15 protein-coding genes and 1 pseudogene are annotated in these 17454 nt (G+C 51.6%); 12 read left to right on the plus strand and 4 right to left on the minus strand.

Features of this window, described 5'->3' with window-relative positions; all coding sequences use genetic code 11:
- Window positions 1–182: 182 nt before the first annotated feature.
- From EKD05_RS07265 to EKD05_RS07280, 4 genes are all read left to right on the plus strand, one after another.
- Entirely contained in the window at window positions 183–935 is a 753-nt protein-coding gene (locus EKD05_RS07265) for a cyclopropane-fatty-acyl-phospholipid synthase family protein (protein ID WP_129671774.1), read from the plus strand.
- Window positions 936–1055: 120 nt separating this feature from the next.
- On the plus strand, window positions 1056–2393 hold the full coding sequence (locus EKD05_RS07270) for a cytochrome b N-terminal domain-containing protein (RefSeq protein ID WP_129671775.1): 1338 nt from the start codon (window positions 1056–1058) through the stop codon (window positions 2391–2393).
- Window positions 2394–2402: 9 nt separating this feature from the next.
- Window positions 2403–2915, plus strand: a complete 513-nt coding sequence (locus EKD05_RS07275; protein WP_129671776.1) for a ubiquinol-cytochrome c reductase iron-sulfur subunit — start codon at window positions 2403–2405, stop codon at window positions 2913–2915.
- A 153-nt stretch (window positions 2916–3068) separates the two neighbouring features.
- Window positions 3069–4577, plus strand: coding sequence for a c-type cytochrome (locus tag EKD05_RS07280; RefSeq protein ID WP_129671777.1), 1509 nt, complete (start codon window positions 3069–3071; stop codon window positions 4575–4577).
- Between the two features lie 152 nt (window positions 4578–4729).
- On the opposite strand, the gene EKD05_RS07285 is transcribed toward EKD05_RS07280, so the two are convergent.
- Window positions 4730–5713: an aldo/keto reductase gene (locus EKD05_RS07285; RefSeq protein ID WP_129671778.1), complete on the minus strand. Its 984-nt coding sequence runs from the start codon at window positions 5711–5713 to the stop codon at window positions 4730–4732.
- A 779-nt stretch (window positions 5714–6492) separates the two neighbouring features.
- On the opposite strand from EKD05_RS07285, the gene EKD05_RS07290 reads away from it, so the two are divergent.
- From EKD05_RS07290 to EKD05_RS07320, 8 genes are all read left to right on the plus strand, one after another.
- Window positions 6493–6744: a UPF0175 family protein gene (locus EKD05_RS07290; RefSeq protein WP_129671779.1), complete on the plus strand. Its 252-nt coding sequence runs from the start codon at window positions 6493–6495 to the stop codon at window positions 6742–6744.
- Window positions 6744–7217, plus strand: coding sequence for a DUF3368 domain-containing protein (locus EKD05_RS07295; RefSeq protein WP_129671780.1), 474 nt, complete (start codon window positions 6744–6746; stop codon window positions 7215–7217). The genes EKD05_RS07290 and EKD05_RS07295 overlap by 1 nt, the downstream gene beginning before the upstream one ends.
- A 101-nt stretch (window positions 7218–7318) precedes the next feature.
- A complete protein-coding gene (locus EKD05_RS25680) occupies window positions 7319–7465 on the plus strand; it encodes a hypothetical protein (protein WP_165360628.1) in 147 nt (48 codons plus the stop codon).
- 144 nt (window positions 7466–7609) lie between these two features.
- The gene (locus tag EKD05_RS07300) at window positions 7610–8821 is read left to right on the plus strand and encodes a DNA cytosine methyltransferase (RefSeq protein WP_205703874.1); all 1212 of its coding nucleotides are present in this window, start codon (window positions 7610–7612) and stop codon (window positions 8819–8821) included.
- A 93-nt stretch (window positions 8822–8914) separates the two neighbouring features.
- Window positions 8915–10444, plus strand: a complete 1530-nt coding sequence (locus tag EKD05_RS07305) for an ATP-binding protein (protein WP_129671781.1) — start codon at window positions 8915–8917, stop codon at window positions 10442–10444.
- Window positions 10441–13209 (plus strand): Z1 domain-containing protein, encoded by a 2769-nt coding sequence (locus EKD05_RS07310; RefSeq protein WP_129671782.1) that lies wholly within the window; start codon window positions 10441–10443, stop codon window positions 13207–13209. The genes EKD05_RS07305 and EKD05_RS07310 overlap by 4 nt, the downstream gene beginning before the upstream one ends.
- Window positions 13199–14215, plus strand: coding sequence for a PD-(D/E)XK motif protein (locus EKD05_RS07315; protein ID WP_165360629.1), 1017 nt, complete (start codon window positions 13199–13201; stop codon window positions 14213–14215). The genes EKD05_RS07310 and EKD05_RS07315 overlap by 11 nt, the downstream gene beginning before the upstream one ends.
- Window positions 14208–15983, plus strand: coding sequence for an AIPR family protein (locus EKD05_RS07320; protein ID WP_129671784.1), 1776 nt, complete (start codon window positions 14208–14210; stop codon window positions 15981–15983). Before EKD05_RS07315 ends, EKD05_RS07320 begins: the two co-directional genes overlap by 8 nt.
- A 193-nt stretch (window positions 15984–16176) precedes the next feature.
- Here the strand turns inward: EKD05_RS07320 and EKD05_RS07325 are convergent, their stop codons facing one another.
- The 3 genes and pseudogenes from EKD05_RS07325 to EKD05_RS07335 all read right to left on the minus strand — a co-directional run bounded on the left by EKD05_RS07325 (window position 16177) and on the right by EKD05_RS07335 (window position 17285).
- Window positions 16177–16542: a hypothetical protein gene (locus tag EKD05_RS07325; RefSeq protein WP_129671785.1), complete on the minus strand. Its 366-nt coding sequence runs from the start codon at window positions 16540–16542 to the stop codon at window positions 16177–16179.
- Window positions 16543–16604: 62 nt separating this feature from the next.
- Window positions 16605–16947 (minus strand): annotated as a pseudogene (locus EKD05_RS27135) (DUF5615 family PIN-like protein).
- Complete coding sequence (locus EKD05_RS07335; protein ID WP_129671786.1) at window positions 16947–17285, minus strand: DUF433 domain-containing protein; 339 nt, start codon at window positions 17283–17285, stop codon at window positions 16947–16949. Before EKD05_RS07335 ends, EKD05_RS27135 begins: the two are co-directional and overlap by 1 nt.
- Window positions 17286–17454 lie beyond the last annotated feature (169 nt).

Here is a 17454-nt window from a genome sequence, read left to right on the forward strand (position 1 = left end):
TTACACCAGATCTACCATCGTTCACAGACAAGAAGTAGGGGCACCCCTTGCGGGTGCCCTTGCGGGTGCCCTGGTGGGGTGCATGCACGGCAGATGCAATCGCCCTGTGTGTCAAGTCAGGGCTGATGATTTGACGCAAAGGCGCAAAGGCGCAAAGAGTACTACGAGCAAAGGAGTAGCTGATGAGCACGTCACTTGAACACGACGTCTTCTGGAAGATCCACCGCGATCTGCCCCGCGAAGCGCCAGGCAGCGATGAAGCAACCCTGCAAGCGCTCGCGATGCTGCCGGATCTCCCCACTAACGCACGCATTCTTGATGTTGGGTGTGGCCCGGGGACACAGACGCTTGCCCTTGCCAGGGCCACCCAGGCGCATATCACTGCAGTTGACACCTATCAGCTTTTCCTCGACGAACTAGCCTGCCGTGCCGCCGTGGCGGGTGTTGCCGAACGCATCGTCCCTGTGCAAGCCTCGATGTTTGAGTTGCCCTTTCAGGAGCCGTTTGAGCTGATCTGGTCTGAAGGCGCGATCTATATCATCGGGTTCGCCGAGGGCCTTACGGCCTGGCGGCGTCACCTCAAACCAGGTGGCTCCATCGTCGTCAGCGAGCTCGCGTGGTTGCAAACTGATCCACCCGCCGAAGCACGCCAATTCTGGCAAGAGGCCTATCCGGGCATGGCAACGCTCGACGCAAACCTGGACTGTTTGGAAGCGGCAGGCTACCGGTCGCTAGGCCATTTCGTGCTGCCCGAAGAAGCCTGGTGGACCAACTACTACCACCCGATGGCCGCACGGATTGCCCTGCTGCGCACGCAATACCATGACAACCCCGAGGCTCAGCGCATCCTCGATCTTGAACAGGCCGAGATCGAACTCTATCGGCGGTATGCGTCCTCGTATGGCTATGTCTTTTACCTGATGCAAGCAGCGTGAGGGCACAGTAACATCTAGCGTACTTTTCTACCAGTTCTCCTCAACTCCTCCATACTCTCTTGCTATTGTAGATCCAGGTAAGCAACGATGTCGCCTGGATCGACAGTGGGAGAGTAGCGTATGTCATGGTTGAGCAATGCATTTGACCGTCTGCGGTTTCGTGCTCGTCCGCCTAGCGATGATCGCAGCCGTATGCGTGCGGTTGCCAACAATCTGATTTTACACCTGCATCCCACCCGTGTCCCCGTACCGGCGTTGCGCTTCACGCATACCTGGGGGCTGGGTGGGATTTCGGCGTTCTTGACGGTAATTCTGGTGATCACCGGGGTGCTGCTGATGTTTCGCTATGATGCGAGTGTCGAGCGGGCCTACACTTCGATCCAGACGCTTGAGACCGTGGTGCCGTTTGGTGCGTTGATCCGCAATCTGCACCACTGGTCGGCCAATCTGCTCGTCATTACGGTGCTGCTCCATCTTGTGCGGGTCTTCCTGACCGGGGGCTTTTTCCGTGATCGCCGCGGCAACTGGATCTTCGGGCTCTTTCTGCTGCTGATCGTGCTCGCCTTCAATTTTACCGGCTATCTGCTGCCCTGGGATCAGTTGGCGTTCTGGGCGATCACGGTAGGCACCGGCTTGCTTGATTATGTCCCGGTGGTCGGGGTGCTGGTGGCTAATTTTCTGCTCGGTGGGCGCGAGGTTGGGCAGGCAGCGCTGCGGAATTTCTACGCGCTGCACGTTGCCGTGCTGCCGGTCGTTTTGATGCTGGCACTGTCGTACCATTTCTGGCGGGTGCGCAAAGATGGTGGTGTGGCGCTGCCCGACCAGACCGGCCCCGTCGAGAAGTTGACGACAATCCCGCATCTCGTTGGCATCGAGCTCGGCATCGCGCTGGTCACCCTTACGGCCATTATGCTCTTTGCGATGCTTATCCCGGCCCCACTAGAGGCAATGGCAAATCCGGCGCATCCGCCGAATCCGGCCAAGGCGGCCTGGTATTTCCTGGGCGTGCAAGAGTTGTTGCTGCATATGCATCCCCTGGCAGCGCTCGCTTTGTCGACCATCGGGTTGCTCGGGCTAGCCACTGTGCCCTTCTGGGATCGCGACGATAGCGCCATCGGCATCGGTGGGCGCTCGGCGCGTGGCCGCAAAGCCGCCTGGCTGGGCGTCGCGCTCAGTCTTCTGCTCACGCCGCTGCTCGTGATCATTGATGAATGGTGGCTCGATCTGCCTACACTCTTGCCCGGTCTCCCCACCCTTGTCTCTAATGGTCTGATCCCACTCAGCCTGACCCTCGCTGGTCTTGCCGGCGTCTACTGGCTGATCCGGCGCGTGCTGCGCACCCGCCACAACGAAGCTTTGGTTGGCCTCTTTAGCTTTACGATGAGCGCCCTTGTGGTGCTGACCCTGATTGGTATCTTTTTTCGCGGCCCCAATATGGCCCTCGTCTGGCCCTGGTGAGGAGGTACGATGACAACGCAGCCTACAAATGCTACGCCTGAGACAACGATGAGTCGACGCAATTTCCTGAGTCTTGGCCTGGGGGCCCTCGGTCTGATGGGTCTGTTGCAGACTGGAGTGATGACCGTTCAGTTTTTGGGGCCACGTCGCGTTGATGGTGAATTTGGGGGAGTCGTGCAAGCCGGACTGGTCGAGAGTTTCCCGTCTGGTTCAGTCACCGAATTTCCCGATGGGCGGTTCTTCCTGGTGCGCCTGGCCGACGGCGGCTTTCTGGCCGTCTATCGCCGCTGTACCCACCTCGGCTGCGCCGTCAGTTGGCAAGCCGCCGAGAACCGGTTTGCCTGCCCGTGCCATGGTTCCAATTTTGACCAGGAGGGCGATGTAGAGAATCCGCCAGCGCCACGAGCACTTGACACCTTTGCGATCACGATTGTCGATGGCAACGTCATCGTTGACACCGCCGAGCCACGCCAGCGGGATGCGTTTGATGCGACGCAGGTTGTCTATCCGCCTGGGGCGTAGGTCTTCAGCCCTTCGCAAGAACTATACATAAGTAGTCCGCTCATTGCCCCCTCCCCAGCCCTCCCCCGCTGGGGGAGGGAGCCGGACTCCTCCCTCCAGCGGGCGGGACGCCCGCGCACCCAGGTTGTACGCTCAGCAAAAAGAAAGAAGCATATGCAACGCTATTTGATTATAGGTTTTGTTGCTTTATTGGGCCTGGTAGTCGGCCTCGGGGTCTATGCGTCGCGTGAAGAGAACCGCTTGGCTGACGCGCAGGCGAACCTGCGGCAACAGGCGGTTAGTGACGCGGCGGTGATCTATGTCGAAAACTGCGCCGTCTGTCACGGTGCCTCAGGTGAGGGGCTTGGCTCGATCCCACCGCTCGATAGCGAGGCGTTGCGTACGATGGAGTACGATGCGCTCTTTAAGATCATTGCCCGTGGGCTCTACAATACGCCTATGGCCGCCTGGCACCAGGACGAGGGCGGGATATTGACTGATTATCAGATTGATCAGCTTGTGGCCCAGATCCGGTATGCCGATTGGGGTCAGATCCGCGAACTAGCCGCCCAACGGGGCATGATCCCGGCAAGCCTGGCGGTTCCCGATGTCACCGAGGCCCAGCTTGCCCAGATCAGCGCGCTCGGCCCTGAAGGCCAGCTCTGGTCAGAGGGCTTTCAGCTCTATGCCAATACGTGTGTGACCTGCCACGGGGCCAATGGGGAAGGCTCGACGCTTGGTGTCGCCTTGAACACGCCAGAGGTGCGGGCGCAGGATGCGGCGAGTCTGACGCGAACGATTGTCGAGGGTGTGCCCGGGACGATGATGGCCGCGTGGGGCACGCTGCTCGAAGCGAGCGAGCTTGAAGCCCTGGTTGCCTTCCTGCAACACTGGGATCAACTTGAAGCCCAAGGCATTGCGCTCGAGATGCCCGCCCCGCAGATGATCGATCTTGACGATCCCGAGGCGATCCTCGCGCTTGGCGAGCGGCTCTTTGTCTCAACTTGTACCAGTTGTCACGGTGACAATGGGACAGGCGGCCTTGGCCCGGCGATCAACAGCCAGCAATTCCTCAGTCGTCAGGACGATGCGGCGATCACGCAGGCGATCACCGAGGGCGGGCACCGCCCCAATTCGGCCATGCCCGCCTTTGGCGAGCGGCTCACCTCGGTCGAGATTGCCGCGCTCGTGAGCTATATTCGTTCGTTGGAGGAGAACGCCCCCGTTGTCGCCAATCCACGCGGCACGCAACAGGGTGGCGGCGGGCCTCCGTGGTTGCAAGCAACGCCCGACCCCGCGAATCCCATCCAGCCCAGAGGCCAGGGGCAGGGGCAGGGGCAGGGGCAGGGGCAGGGCCGCGGCCAGGGACAACAGGGCCAGAATGGGCAAACGCCACAGCAGAGTGCGCCAAGCACCACCTATCGTGGTACCGTCGTCAGCGTCGAAGGCAACGCCCTGACCTTCTACGACGAGGCCAGCCGAACCAACCTCGAAGCTATGCTCGGGCCGCCCTGGTGGTGGGAACCCAACGCCATTGCGTTGCGGCCTGGTGATCGCATTAACCTTGAGGGATTTGAAGGCGAAGGCCATATGGAACTCAACTGGATCGAAAACCTGACCACGGGTGAACGGCTCGACTTACGCACCCCAGATGGCAACCCGGTCTGGCAAGGGGGCAGCTAATTAGTCTGTAACCTAAGTTTTCTGGCGTCCTCAGCCGTCCACGAATTGGGGCCACGAAGAAACGAATAATTGCGTCACAAAGCCTGTCTTCGTATATTCGTGAGGGTTCTTCGTGGTCGGCGGCGCTCCCGGAAAACTTAGGTTACAGACTACTAATTCCAGGCCAACCTGGCACGAGTCGCCCAATACGCATCGGGCGGCTCGACCAGGGAGGCCAGGGCTGAGGCGGCAGCCTCAGCATCGGTGACATCACATGCCCGCAGATTAGCCTGCAGATGGGCCACCGAAGCGGCCCCGCTGAGCACCACATCCGCCCAGGGCTGCGCCATTGCTGCGGCGAGCGCCAACGCATCGCGGGTCGCGCCACACTCGGCACAGACCTGATCGAGCAGCGCGAGCGCAGGATCAGCATTGCGCTCGGTCAGCCGCCCATTGGCGAGCGCCTCTTTGACAATCACGCCCACCCCGGCAGCGTGCGTCTCGGCAAGCGCCGGCCCGGACGAGGTCTCGAGCAGATTCCAGGTCGCCTGGACACAATCAAAGAGGCGCACCCCATCGATCGTCACCGCCAGCGCCCGACGGATCACCTCGGCCTGACGCGGCCCGCTCACCGACAGCCCGATCGCCACCCCAGCAGCCTTGAGGTGCCCAAGCGCCACGAGCACCGGAAGGTTCGCGAGCACCCCACTTTCGAGGGTTGCCGAATGGATCTGATAGAGATTGAAGTAGGGCGAGAGCAGAACCTGACTCTCGATCAATTGGCGCTCAAAAACATCAAGCTCATGCGCCTTCACCTCGTGAGCCTCGGCCTGAACCTGCCAATCAGCCGTATAGGTATAGCCCCACTTCGAGCCAACCGTCACCGCTGCCGGATCAAACTGGCACTCGTGCAACCACCCGCCCAAAAAAGCCTCGGCGCGCCCATAGGAACGGGCCGCATCGAAATAGCGCACCCCCGCGGCCCAGGCCGCATCGAGCACCGCATGGGTACGCTGTCGCATCACCGCCACAGCATAGTTCGCCTCAAGATCCTCGGCATGGCCAAGATTGAGATAGCCCGGGCGCCCAAGCGCGGCCAACCCAAGGCCCAATGGCGTCACGGCTAACCCAGTGGCCCCAAGGGTACGGAGCTGCATCACATGTGCCTCACAACAAAGTGCGGATCCGATAGAAGTACTATAACACCGTCTATGGGATGAGATCGCGTGGACGGGAACGAACATCAGGGTGGGGACAGTCGGCACCCTCATCTGCGCATAACGGAACGTCTGCGCACCCAGAGGGCGCTCCTTGCGAGTGGTACTACTCATTTTGACACCCAAATGATTCGTACGCACTTTGCATCAGCACGCGATGCGCCTGTCGGCGCACTACTGCGAAGGACAACGGGGGCGTGGGGGAACCACGTTCCCCCATTTTCAGCGTAGCCCTACCCGAGCGCTCAGGGCTGTTGCATCTTCCGTGTATGCACCCCGCCAGGGCACCCGCAAGGGGTGCCCGTACACCGGATCCGGCCCCCGGTCTGGAGGGGCACCCCTGGCGGGTGCCCTGCCCGAGCACTCAGGGCTGATGCAAAGTCTACCTGACCAGAGCACCGTCGGGCTCAAGCCCTCGGCTATGGGTCGCGAAGGCCGCCTGCGCGGCCTCATCCAGCCGGCGAAGGCCGGCTTCGCAGACGGTAGCCGAGCCGTTTACGGCGACGGTGACCCTGGAGAGCTGACTTTGCATCAGCCCTGCCCGAGCACTCTGGAAACCTAGACAAGGGTTTTCAGGAAGTGTATAATCAGGTTTACATGCATAATCGCGGTTCAGTAGAAGGCATCCGCCCCGCGCCACATTATGTATAATGGTGGTTGGCAAGAAGATTAGAACTTCAACTTCATGAGAGACGTTGGACTTCTACTGGAGCGAACTGATGGAAGTGACAATCTCTTTTCGGACGAAACAATTTGTGGCTGAATCCCCTGACCGGGTTGCAGCCAAGATACGATTGTACGCCGCCCTGGGATTGTATCAATCTGGTGAATTGTCTATCGGCGCAGCATGTGAACTGGCAGGTGTCAGCCGCTATCAGTTTCTCGATCTGATGCAGCGAGAAGGGGCTTATGTGCGAACCCAGACCCCCGATGAATTAGAGGCCGAATTCCAACAACTGGCGAATGTGTGATGTTGATCATTGCCGATAGTTCCGCTCTGGTGGCTCTGGCTACCTGTTCTGCTCTGGACATTTTGGTTAGCCTGTATGAAACAATCAACGTCCCCCAGGCTGTTTATGACGAGATAGCGGTGCCCCACAAACCACAAGGGATAGCACTGGCACATTTTCTCCAGGGTCGGATTGTGCCAGTGGATACCAGACAGTTTGTTTTGTCCGCAGGTGGATTGGGACAGGGAGAAATTGAAGCAATGGCCTTGTACAAGTTGCTAGGGGCCGATTTATTGCTTGTTGATGACCGACGCGCCCGGTTAGTTGCCGAAGCGAACTGGATTCAATGTATTGGCACGTTGGGAGTGCTGTTACAGGCCAAACGGAAAGGTTTGGTGAGTGAGATCAGTTCCTATATCCAGGCGTTACAAGCCTCGCCTTTGCGTTACCACGAAGCGTTATTGCAGAAAGTGTTACAACTTGCTGGTGAATGATACGGCCGTATTCTCATCAACTGCATCACCTGGAGAGAAGTTCTTGTTGGGACGTGGTGAAACGCACGCTGTTTGTCGTAGCCTACCCCTCCTGGTGTTCGGTGCTTTGGTTACTTCGTTCGCTTGCCAAACTCGGGATCGGACTCTTGCCATATCTCCGCGACCGGCTGGTCAGCCCCGACGCCAAACCCTCACTAGCGGAGCGGATTGACGAGCGGCCCGTCATCACCGCCCAGCTAACAGGCTGATGCATTGATTATGGAAGAGGATACCAAAAATCCGGCTAGCGTAACAAATATGCTGCCTTGATCGGCAAAGCCACTACGGGGACTGAAGTCTAGGGGGTTCTCGTGTATCATTCAAAAGACCCCGCAAGGTGAATTGAGTAAACAATGCAGATGGCCCAGGAAAGCTCCAGCCAAAAAGTCGAACCTACCGTACTCGATATTTTTTGTGGTGCAGGGGGAATGAGTTTAGGGTTTAAGAATGGTGGGTGTCAGATTCTAGGTGGAATTGACCAAAATCGCTATGCGATCGATACTCATCATAAAAATTTCCCTAGCGCTGCATTAAAATTACCTCCTCAAGATATCCGTGGTGTTCGTAATCTTGATCAATTGGGCCTGAATCCTGGTTCAGTGGATATTTTAGTGGGTGGACCACCATGTCAAGTTTTCTCACGGGTTGGCATTGGCAAAATGAGAAAGCTTGGTAGGGATATAGAATCTGACCATAGAAATTTTTTGTATACGGAATTTGTAAGGTTTGTCGCTTATTACAAGCCGTTATGTTTTGTCATGGAGAACGTTGATAACTTAGCAAATAAGGAAGAGACTCTTGCAAGAATCTCTAATGATTTTAGAGGCAATACACACAATGACTACCCTGGTTACAACGTTGCTTATCGAGTTTTAGACGCTTCTGATTTTGGTGTACCTCAAAAGAGAATGAGGTTATTTATCATAGGAGTTCGTTCTGATTTAGAAGTTGATCCACCTTTTCCAACTAAACAAGATAAACAGCCTATATCAGTTAGTGAAGCGATCTCCGATCTGCCTGATTTAGAACCGTTTGTTATGCCACTCAAAACAAAATCTTCTGGACCAAAACAGAAAGATGCGGAGCAGCCTTACAAATGTTCACCTCATTCGCCATATCAACAAGAAATGAGGAAACGAAAGAAAGAAGGTGAAGGGGTATGGAATCATCTTTGTCGTTCTCATAATGACAAAGACATCATGATTTTTGAAATGTTAGATCAGGGTGGAAAATATCGAGATATACCCGAAGAAATGATGCGCTATCGAGTTGATATTTTTGATGATAAATATAAGCGATTAATCTCGAATAAGCCAGCTTGGACTTTGACTGCTCACATGAGAAAAGACGGACTAGCATACATTCACCCTTTACAAAATCGCAGTATATCTGTTCGTGAAGCTGCTAGGATTCAGAGCTTTCCTGATGATTTTGTCTTTTATGCCCCGATGACCCGAATGTTTGAATTAGTAGGTAACTCTGTACCGCCTCTTCTTGCAGAGGCAGTTGCCAAACCGCTCGTTCACTTGATCCATTCCTACCGGAAGGAACAAAAAATTAGCTGATTTTACTTGTTTTGGAGGCATCTTCAATTGAAAGCTACGCTCTCTGTAGGCAGTGAAGTTATAATCTAGATCAAACCAGTTCAGCATCCAATTATGAGGTTCAACGCCAGCGATATATCTGAATCCATGTATGACATTGCTGAACCTCGTGCTTCAGCAATGATAGAGTCTTTACGTGCTTTTGGCTACAATGTTCAGACGGCGATCGCCGATCTCATCGATAATAGTATCACGGCTAAAGCACGCAATATCTGGCTGAGTTTTTGTTGGGATGGCGCTAACTCTCATATCTCCATTCGGGATGATGGACATGGCATGACAGAAGATCAACTGATCAGTGCCATGCGTCCAGGTAGTCAAAGTCCCTTGGAGGAAAGAGAAGCAGACGATTTGGGACGATTTGGTTTGGGACTCAAAACAGCCTCATTCTCCCAATGCCGACGATTAACGGTTGCCTCACGCTCAGCAAATCATGCGGTTGCTATTAGACGGTGGGATTTAGATTATGTAAATCAGGTTGACGAGTGGAGGCTGCTTCACACTCCTGCGGAGGGTTCAATCCAGAAATTGAATGATTTGGAGGGTATGCCTTATGGCACTATCATACTGTGGGAATGCCTGGATCGGATTGTAGGTACAGCAAAAACAGACGACCAGAAAGCTCAAGATGATTTTCTTGAAACGGTTGAAGTTGTGGAAAATCACCTGGCAATGGTATTTCATCGTTTTTTAGAAAAGCGTGATCGCCTCAAAATATGGATCAACCACCACTCTATTGAACCCTGGAACCCATTTTTACCCGATGCTCAAGCGACTCAGATTCTGCCCCTCGAACTACTCACTTTCAAAGATAAAATGGTTCAGGTCCAGCCTTATGTCCTGCCGCACCATTCCAAAATCGACTCGGACACCTACAACAAAGCGGCTGGAACAAATGGTTGGAATGCTCAACAGGGTTTCTATGTGTATCGCAATGAACGCCTGCTGGTTGCTGGTGATTGGTTAGGCTTGGGGGGATATCGCAAGGACGAACACTGCAAACTAGCACGGATTCAGGTAGACCTGCCGAATTCGATGGATAATGATTGGAATATTGATGTTAAAAAGTCTAGGGCTCGTCCACCTGCATCGCTGAAAGCAGATTTGAAACGGATTGCTAGACTGACGCGCTACAGAGCCACCGAGATTTACCGCCACCGAGGCAAGGTTATAGCGCGGGAAAATGCTGAAAAATATGTCTTCCCGTGGGACAAGAAGCTCAGGCGAGGCAAGGTTTTTTATGCTGTAAATCAGGAACATCCTCTCGTGCAGGAGGTACTGAACCTGCCAGACACCTGCCAGCCTGTCATTCGAGCGTTGCTGCGATTGCTCGAAGCAACAGTGCCAATCCAGCAAATTTGGATCGATAACGCTACTGAACCGGAGAAACAAGCACAGCCTTTTGATGGAACCCCATCAGACCAGGTTTTAGAAGTCATGGTTGAAATTTATCGGTCGCTCAGGAAAAGTGGCATGACTCAGGAGCAAGCCCGCGATCGCATCTTGACAATGGAACCCTTTCAACACTTTGAAACCTTAGTCAAAACCCTATCAGATCAGCTTATTCGAGGAAATCTAGCATGACTCCTTACGAAACTGCCCGTAATCTAGTGCAACTACTACTAAAGGGTGAACAGACTCCTCCACCAGAGTTGATCCGAGAAAAGGTTCGGATGGCTTTATCAATGTTGGGGGGTCAGGGTCTGGCGGAAGGAGTAGAAGAGGAAGTATTAATTAGAGATCTTGAAACCTTATACAGCATTTGGATGGCACAAGGGACAATCCTAGAAGATAAGCAAGATCATATTTCTTGGTTGCCCGATCAAAAAGCTGAAATTAACTGGGATTTCTGGGATCGCTATCGCCGTTACCTGGAAGAAGAAAAGGGATGGTCGCCTGCTACTGTGGATCGCCTAGAGCAACTTACAGATTCAATTCTAGAAAGACTGGAAGAACCACAAAGACCCGGAGACTGGAGCCGTCGCGGAATGGTAGTTGGGCAAGTGCAATCTGGAAAAACATCCAATTACACCGGACTGATTTGCAAGGCAGTGGATGCAGGATACAAACTAATCATTGTTCTAGCTGGATTGCACAACAGTCTTCGTAGTCAGACGCAGCTACGTCTTGATGAAGGGTTTCTGGGTTGGGACTCTCAGAATAATAGAGCCTTTGATACGGGAAATCGTTTTATCGGTGCGGGTCTAATCCCTACTGGTAAGCAGCTAAGGGCACTTCCTGTAACGAGTAGCGCGGAGAAAGGAGATTTTAGCAAGAAAATCGCGGATCAGTGTGGCGCTGCTCCAGGCGGCGCTGATCCGATTTTGATGATAGTCAAGAAGAACAAGACTGTCCTCAATAATCTAGTGAAATGGGCATCGAATTGGGCAAATGCAGATCCACAGTTGGGAAGAAAAGTCGTCAGAAATTCTCCTTTGCTCATCATTGATGATGAAGCCGATAATGCATCTGTCAACACGAAAGAAGTAAGGTTGGATGACACTGGTATTCCCCGTGAAGAGCAGGAAGCTACTGCAATCAACAAGCTGATTCGGCAACTCTTACACAGTTTTGAAAAGACGGCCTATGTCGGCTATACGGCAACTCCTTTTGCAAATATTTTCATCCATCCGCAAGTCAGAACAAGTGAGCATGGCGAAGACCTATTTCCTCGGCACTTCATCGTTAACTTGCCTGCCCCTTCTAACTATGTCGGTCCTGTTCAGGTTTTCGGTCTAGATTCCGATTCAGCAGTAGATTTGGAAAGCGTTTCTGGCTTGGATATCGTCCGAATTGTTGAGGATCAAGATGAGTGGATGCCGACAGGTCATAAGAAGGAACATGTTCCACCTTATCTGCCAACGTCTTTGAAAGAAGCTATTCGAGCATTTATCCTTTCTTGCGCTGTTAGGTTTTGGCGAGGGCAGACAACAGCCCATAATTCAATGCTTGTACATGTTACTCGTTTCACAGCCGTACAGGAATTGGTTAACCAATTAGTTAAAGATGAACTAACTTCTTTACAACGACGATTGCGTTACAGCGAAGGAAGTACACTGAATCAAATTTTGAGTGAGTTTGAATATCTCTGGAATAACGACTTTATCCCGACTAGTAGAGCAATTGCTGGTACTGATCTACAACCAGCAGTACCAATTCCTGCATGGGATGATATCAGCCCTCTCTTACATCAGGTCGCTGCAAGAATTCAAGTCAAGAAGATTAATGGTACAGCGAAAGACATCTTGGACTATTGGGGGAGTCCAAATGGGTTAAATGTGATTGCGATTGGCGGGGATAAGCTATCTCGTGGATTAACTCTTGAAGGACTGAGCGTCAGTTACTACCTGAGAGCATCCAAAATGTACGATACCCTGATGCAGATGGGACGATGGTTTGGCTACCGTCCCGGCTATCTCGACCTCTGTCGTCTTTACACAACCGATGAATTAGTGGAGTGGTATCAACACATCACGGTTGCGAGTGAAGAACTTCGTAAAGAGTTCGACTATATGGCAAACATGAGTGCTACTCCAGAAGAATTCGGCTTGAAGGTAAGAACTCACCCCTCTGGATTGATCATCACTGGAGCCAACAAAATGAGAAATGGTACAGTGATGCAACTCTCTTTTGCAGGAACAATCAGTGAGACATACTTGTTTTATAAAGATGAGGACATCATTCATAGAAATCTGAAAGCTACAGAAGATTTAATCTCAGGATTAGGAATGTACTCTATTGAGAAAAACAACTTTATTTGGAAACAGGTTTCTGGTAACAAAATAGTTAATTTTTTGAAAAATTATCAATCTCATCCGAACGCACGCCTAGCAAACACTAGAAGCTTAGTTGATTATATTCAGGCTCAACTTAAGCAAAACGAACTGGTGTCTTGGACGATTGCCTTAATCTCAAAGAACAAAGCTGACAATAAGCATACGATAGCTGGATTAGAAGTTGGCTTAGTATATCGGAAGAATGATGCTGATCCTTCATTATCAGAATATCGACTACCAAAATCTCGGTTATTGAACCCACCAGACGAAATGTTAGATTTCTCTCCATCTGCTCAAGAGGAGATTATCAACATTACAAGAGAGCGTAGACAAGAAGCTGGAAAACCAGAGAGCAAAAGTAAAACACCTGACGGCAAAATAATTCGAGAGAAGCGTAATCCAAGGAATGGCTTGCTCTTGCTTTATCCATTAGATCCAAAGGCTATCAATGCTGAAATCCCTATCATTGGTTTTGGTATCAGTTTTCCCAGTAGCAATTCCGCTAGGTTCGTGGAGTACAAAGTGAATAATGTTTATTGGGAACAGGAGTTTCTGGATAGCTATGAAGATTGAAGATGTCTGGAACCTCTTAGAACATGACGGAAACAATGTTTTTTCTGGTTATTTGACTCGTCGTATTTTACCAGATGTAAATTACGATGTTTACCTTGCAATTGAAAAACCTTTGAATAATCGTCTATTAATGCTACGTTTTAATAGTATATTTTTTGATCGAAAAACGATTTATCCAACTTCTAACAGTTTTACAGTGAACCGAATAGTTTTGCCGCAAGATGGGGAAGAGTACGTTACTCTCCAACTAGTTTTGACTAATGTCAAATACAAGGACATTTTTACAACATTAGTTCAAGACATTGTGGATTGTCTTACTGCCGTGGCAGACGGGCAAGCCGCCATTTCAACTTTTATCACTCGTCTAAAACGATGGCAAACTTTTCTGGAAAAGCATCATCCAGAGGGATTGAGTGAAATTGCTCAGCAAGGGCTTTATGGGGAACTGTGGTTTTTAAGACAATTAGTATTTCCCCATCTGGAATTACTCAAAGGGGTTCGATGTTGGACTGGGCCAAAAGGTACTCAACAAGATTTTCAATTTGCTGGTTGTGCGGCTGAAGTAAAAACAACCAGCGCCAAACAACATCAAAAATTAGCGATTGCCAGCGAACGACAACTGGATGATACGGGGGCAGGAGCGATCGTGCTGCTTCATCTATCGCTGGATGTGCGCCAAGGGCAGGGGGAGACTTTACCTGAAATGGTCGCTAGTGTGCGATCGCTTGTTTCCGGGGATGCGATCGCTAGAGATGAGTTAGAAAATCTCCTATTTGAAATCGGCTACCTAGATGTTCATACGACTCGCTATGAGAATATCGGCTACACCATTCGAGAATACAACTACTTCAAAGTTGGGACAGACTTTCCTAAAATTATTGAATCTGATCTTCGTAATGGTGTAGGAGATGTGCGCTATACCATTAGCGTTGCTGAGTGCAAACGCTTTTCCATTCCAGAAACAGAGATCATTGCACTAATAGGAGATCAGCCCAGCCATGAGTAATGATGATCTGGAACTTGCCCGATTTGTCGAAAACCTCCATCAGGAAGTCATCATCGATGCAGAGGGCAATCAGACCGAAGAAGAGGGCAGTTCCTTTCGAGAGGAAGCCTTTACCCGCATCATGATTGAGTATTTGACCGAAGCAGGCGAACTTGAAGATGGTCACGTCTGCTATCACAGTGCTCGTGGCATTAAAGTCAACGGCTACAATCTCCAAGAAGAAGAAGGTCGGCTCGATTTATTCATCTCTATTTATATCCAGAATCCTTCTCCTACTACTGTGCGTAAAGATACGGTTGAAAGTGCTTTCAAGCAACTGATTAATTTCCTAAGCAAAGTCTACAAAGGATATCATCAGTCAATCGAAGAAGCCTCTCCTAGCTTTGACATGGCACAGTTGATTTACAGCCAGCGGAGCCAGCTCAGCCATGTGCGCCTATTCCTCTTCACCGACGGGCTAACCACACTACAAACTAAGAAAAGTCAAGAAGTAAACGGAGTCAACTATTCCTACAACATCTGGGATCTTCGTCGAACCTATCGCTGCATTACGTCAGGGCAACAACGAGAAGCAATCAAAATTAATTTTTTAAATCAATATAATTTTATCATTCCCTGCCTTGCTATGCCAGAATCCCAAGCAGACTATCGCGCTTATGTTGCCATCATTCCCGGTGAAATTCTCTGTAAAATCTACGCTGAATATGGCTCAAGACTATTGGAACGCAATGTTCGTTCCTTCTTACAGGCAAAAGGCAATGTCAATAAAGGCATCCGTCAAACAATTTTGAAAGAACCCCATCGGTTTCTCGCCTACAACAACGGAATTTCTGCAACTGCTGAGACCGTGAAACTTGTCGATTTACACAATGGTGGACAAGGGATTGTCGAAATTTGTGATCTTCAGATCGTCAACGGTGGACAAACTACGGCTTCTCTCTATCAAGCCGTTCGCAAAGACAAAGCAGATATCTCGGGAATTTACGTTCAGACTAAGTTAACGGTGGTAGATCGCGATCGTATGGATGAAATCGTGCCCCTGATTTCCCGCTACGCCAACAACCAAAATAAGGTCAGTGAAGCTGATTTCTCCGCCAACGACCCATTTCACATTCGGGTTGAAGAGCTCTCTCGCACCATTTGGGCACCTACCGTTAATGGCACTCAGCGTCAAACTCGGTGGTTTTATGAACGTGCACGAGGACAGTACGCCGATGCCAAGAATCGCGAATCCACCCCGGCCAAGCAAAAAGCTTTCACTCTTACACATCCGAATGCTCAAAAATTTACCAAAACTGATCTTGCAAAATTTGAACATACTTGGGATCAGCTTCCTCATATCGTCAGTTTGGGTGCCCAAAAAAACTTTGCCAAGTTTACAGTTGGCTTGACAGAGAAGAGACGCCCTGAGCCAGACGAAACCTATTTTACTCACCTCATCGCCAAAGCTATTTTGTTCAAAACTGCAGAGAAGATTGTCCAGAGTGAGAAGTTTGGCGGTTATCGTGCGAATATTGTGACCTATACCCTGGCATATCTGAGCTATAAAGCGCAGCAAAAAGTAGATCTAGATAAGATCTGGAAGCAGCAAAGCCTTACACCGTCGCTTCAACAGGCGATTCACATGATTTCGAGAGAAGTTCATCAAGTAATCACACATCCACCTGATGGTCGTAATGTTACAGAATGGTGCAAGAAGGAGTCCTGCTGGAAGGCTATTCAGGGTATCCCAACTGAAATATTTGAGGTTTCTTGCTTGGCACCTTAAAAGGAAACCGGATAGCAAACCGCCGATGGCGACTTCACTGGCGGATCATGCTTCAGAGGCCGAATGGCAGACGCGCACGCCCCGGGGGAAGGCAAAGATACATGCCACGCTGACCGTCACCCGCGAAGAATCGTGCATGGTCGACTGATCTATCCTGTGATCTTCTGCCAATGCTCGGCTGGTGCGAGCCGCGTCAAGTGGTCAACATTTCAGGAAACAAGCGGCGGGCCGAGCAACGGTTGGCGTCGAGCGAACGCAGCACATCCTCCCACGACTCACCCTCTTCTTCCGTGGCATCGGGATCTTCTTCGGCCCATGAGCGCACCAGCGCACGTGCATCCTCGGGCGTGCCATTGGGTGGCACATCGAAATCGTTGGCTGTTTTCCCCACAAGCAACTGTTGCACCTCGGGGGTGAGACTTGGCCGTCGCGCTGGTGCATCGGTCTGCGTTGGCTCGGATGGCACCCCAATAAGCGCGGCAGCTAAGCGCGCTTGCTCGGTCGGCGCAAGTTGCCTGGCCAGCAGTAAGACCGCATCATAGGGCGTCATTTGATTCATGCCGATGCCTCCTCATCACGCGAGTCAATCGAAATGACAGGAAATGGTACATGGTTACACAGTTAGCGTAGCGGCAAATACCGTATCTGACCCTCCCACTCCCCTTCCAGGCTACATTCGACCAGCAGCACAATGTCTGCGATCACTTGGCCAAGGGGTATGTTCCGACTGACCTCGAAAACGCCGGGCATAGTTTGACCAGCGCGAACCCGCTCATAAGCATAGTGCCACATCATGAGTCAGGACGATACGCTGGCTCTGCGCGGCCCACTCCAGTACGGTTGGGTCATCAGCGCCAGTCAGGCCAGGATCTTGCACGCGTACGATATCGACGTGGGGACTCTGGCGGATGATTCCCCGCACGCTATCGTTATTGAAGTTCTCATCGGCAGCCAGACGCAGCATCATGGATGATCCGTGGTGGTGCGACGTGCCAGGAGGCGATCCCGCACGCCCTGCGGATCAAACTGGACTTCATTCTCCTGGCGGATCTGCACAGCCACCTGTTCGCGTTGGTGGAGATAGGCATGCACCTCGGGAAGATGGTTCAAATAATAGCTGATAACGGCGTAGACGTCGGCAAGTGCGAGCGAGGGATATTGCTGCGCGATGGTTTCGGGGGTTGCCCCCTCGCGAAAGGCCGCAACGATCGTATCGAGCGTGATACGGGTATTGGCGACACGCACGACCCCATCAGCATTCATCGTGAGGGGAACAGGTTGAGCCATCATAACCAGCGTCATAACTACCTCCTGTCCAAATAAGCAATTACGCATGTAGTCAGGGACGCGCCAGCGACGTCTGCTGCGAGCCGCTATAGCAACCCTATCTGGGTTGTAAACAGGAGTGCCGGCTTTAGCCGGCTAAAGCCGGCACTCCTCAGACACAAATTGTCTAGGACTGCTATATTAC

The organism is Candidatus Chloroploca sp. Khr17 (assembly GCF_004138165.1).
In the GTDB taxonomy this organism is placed as follows: Bacteria; Chloroflexota; Chloroflexia; order Chloroflexales; family Chloroflexaceae; genus Chloroploca.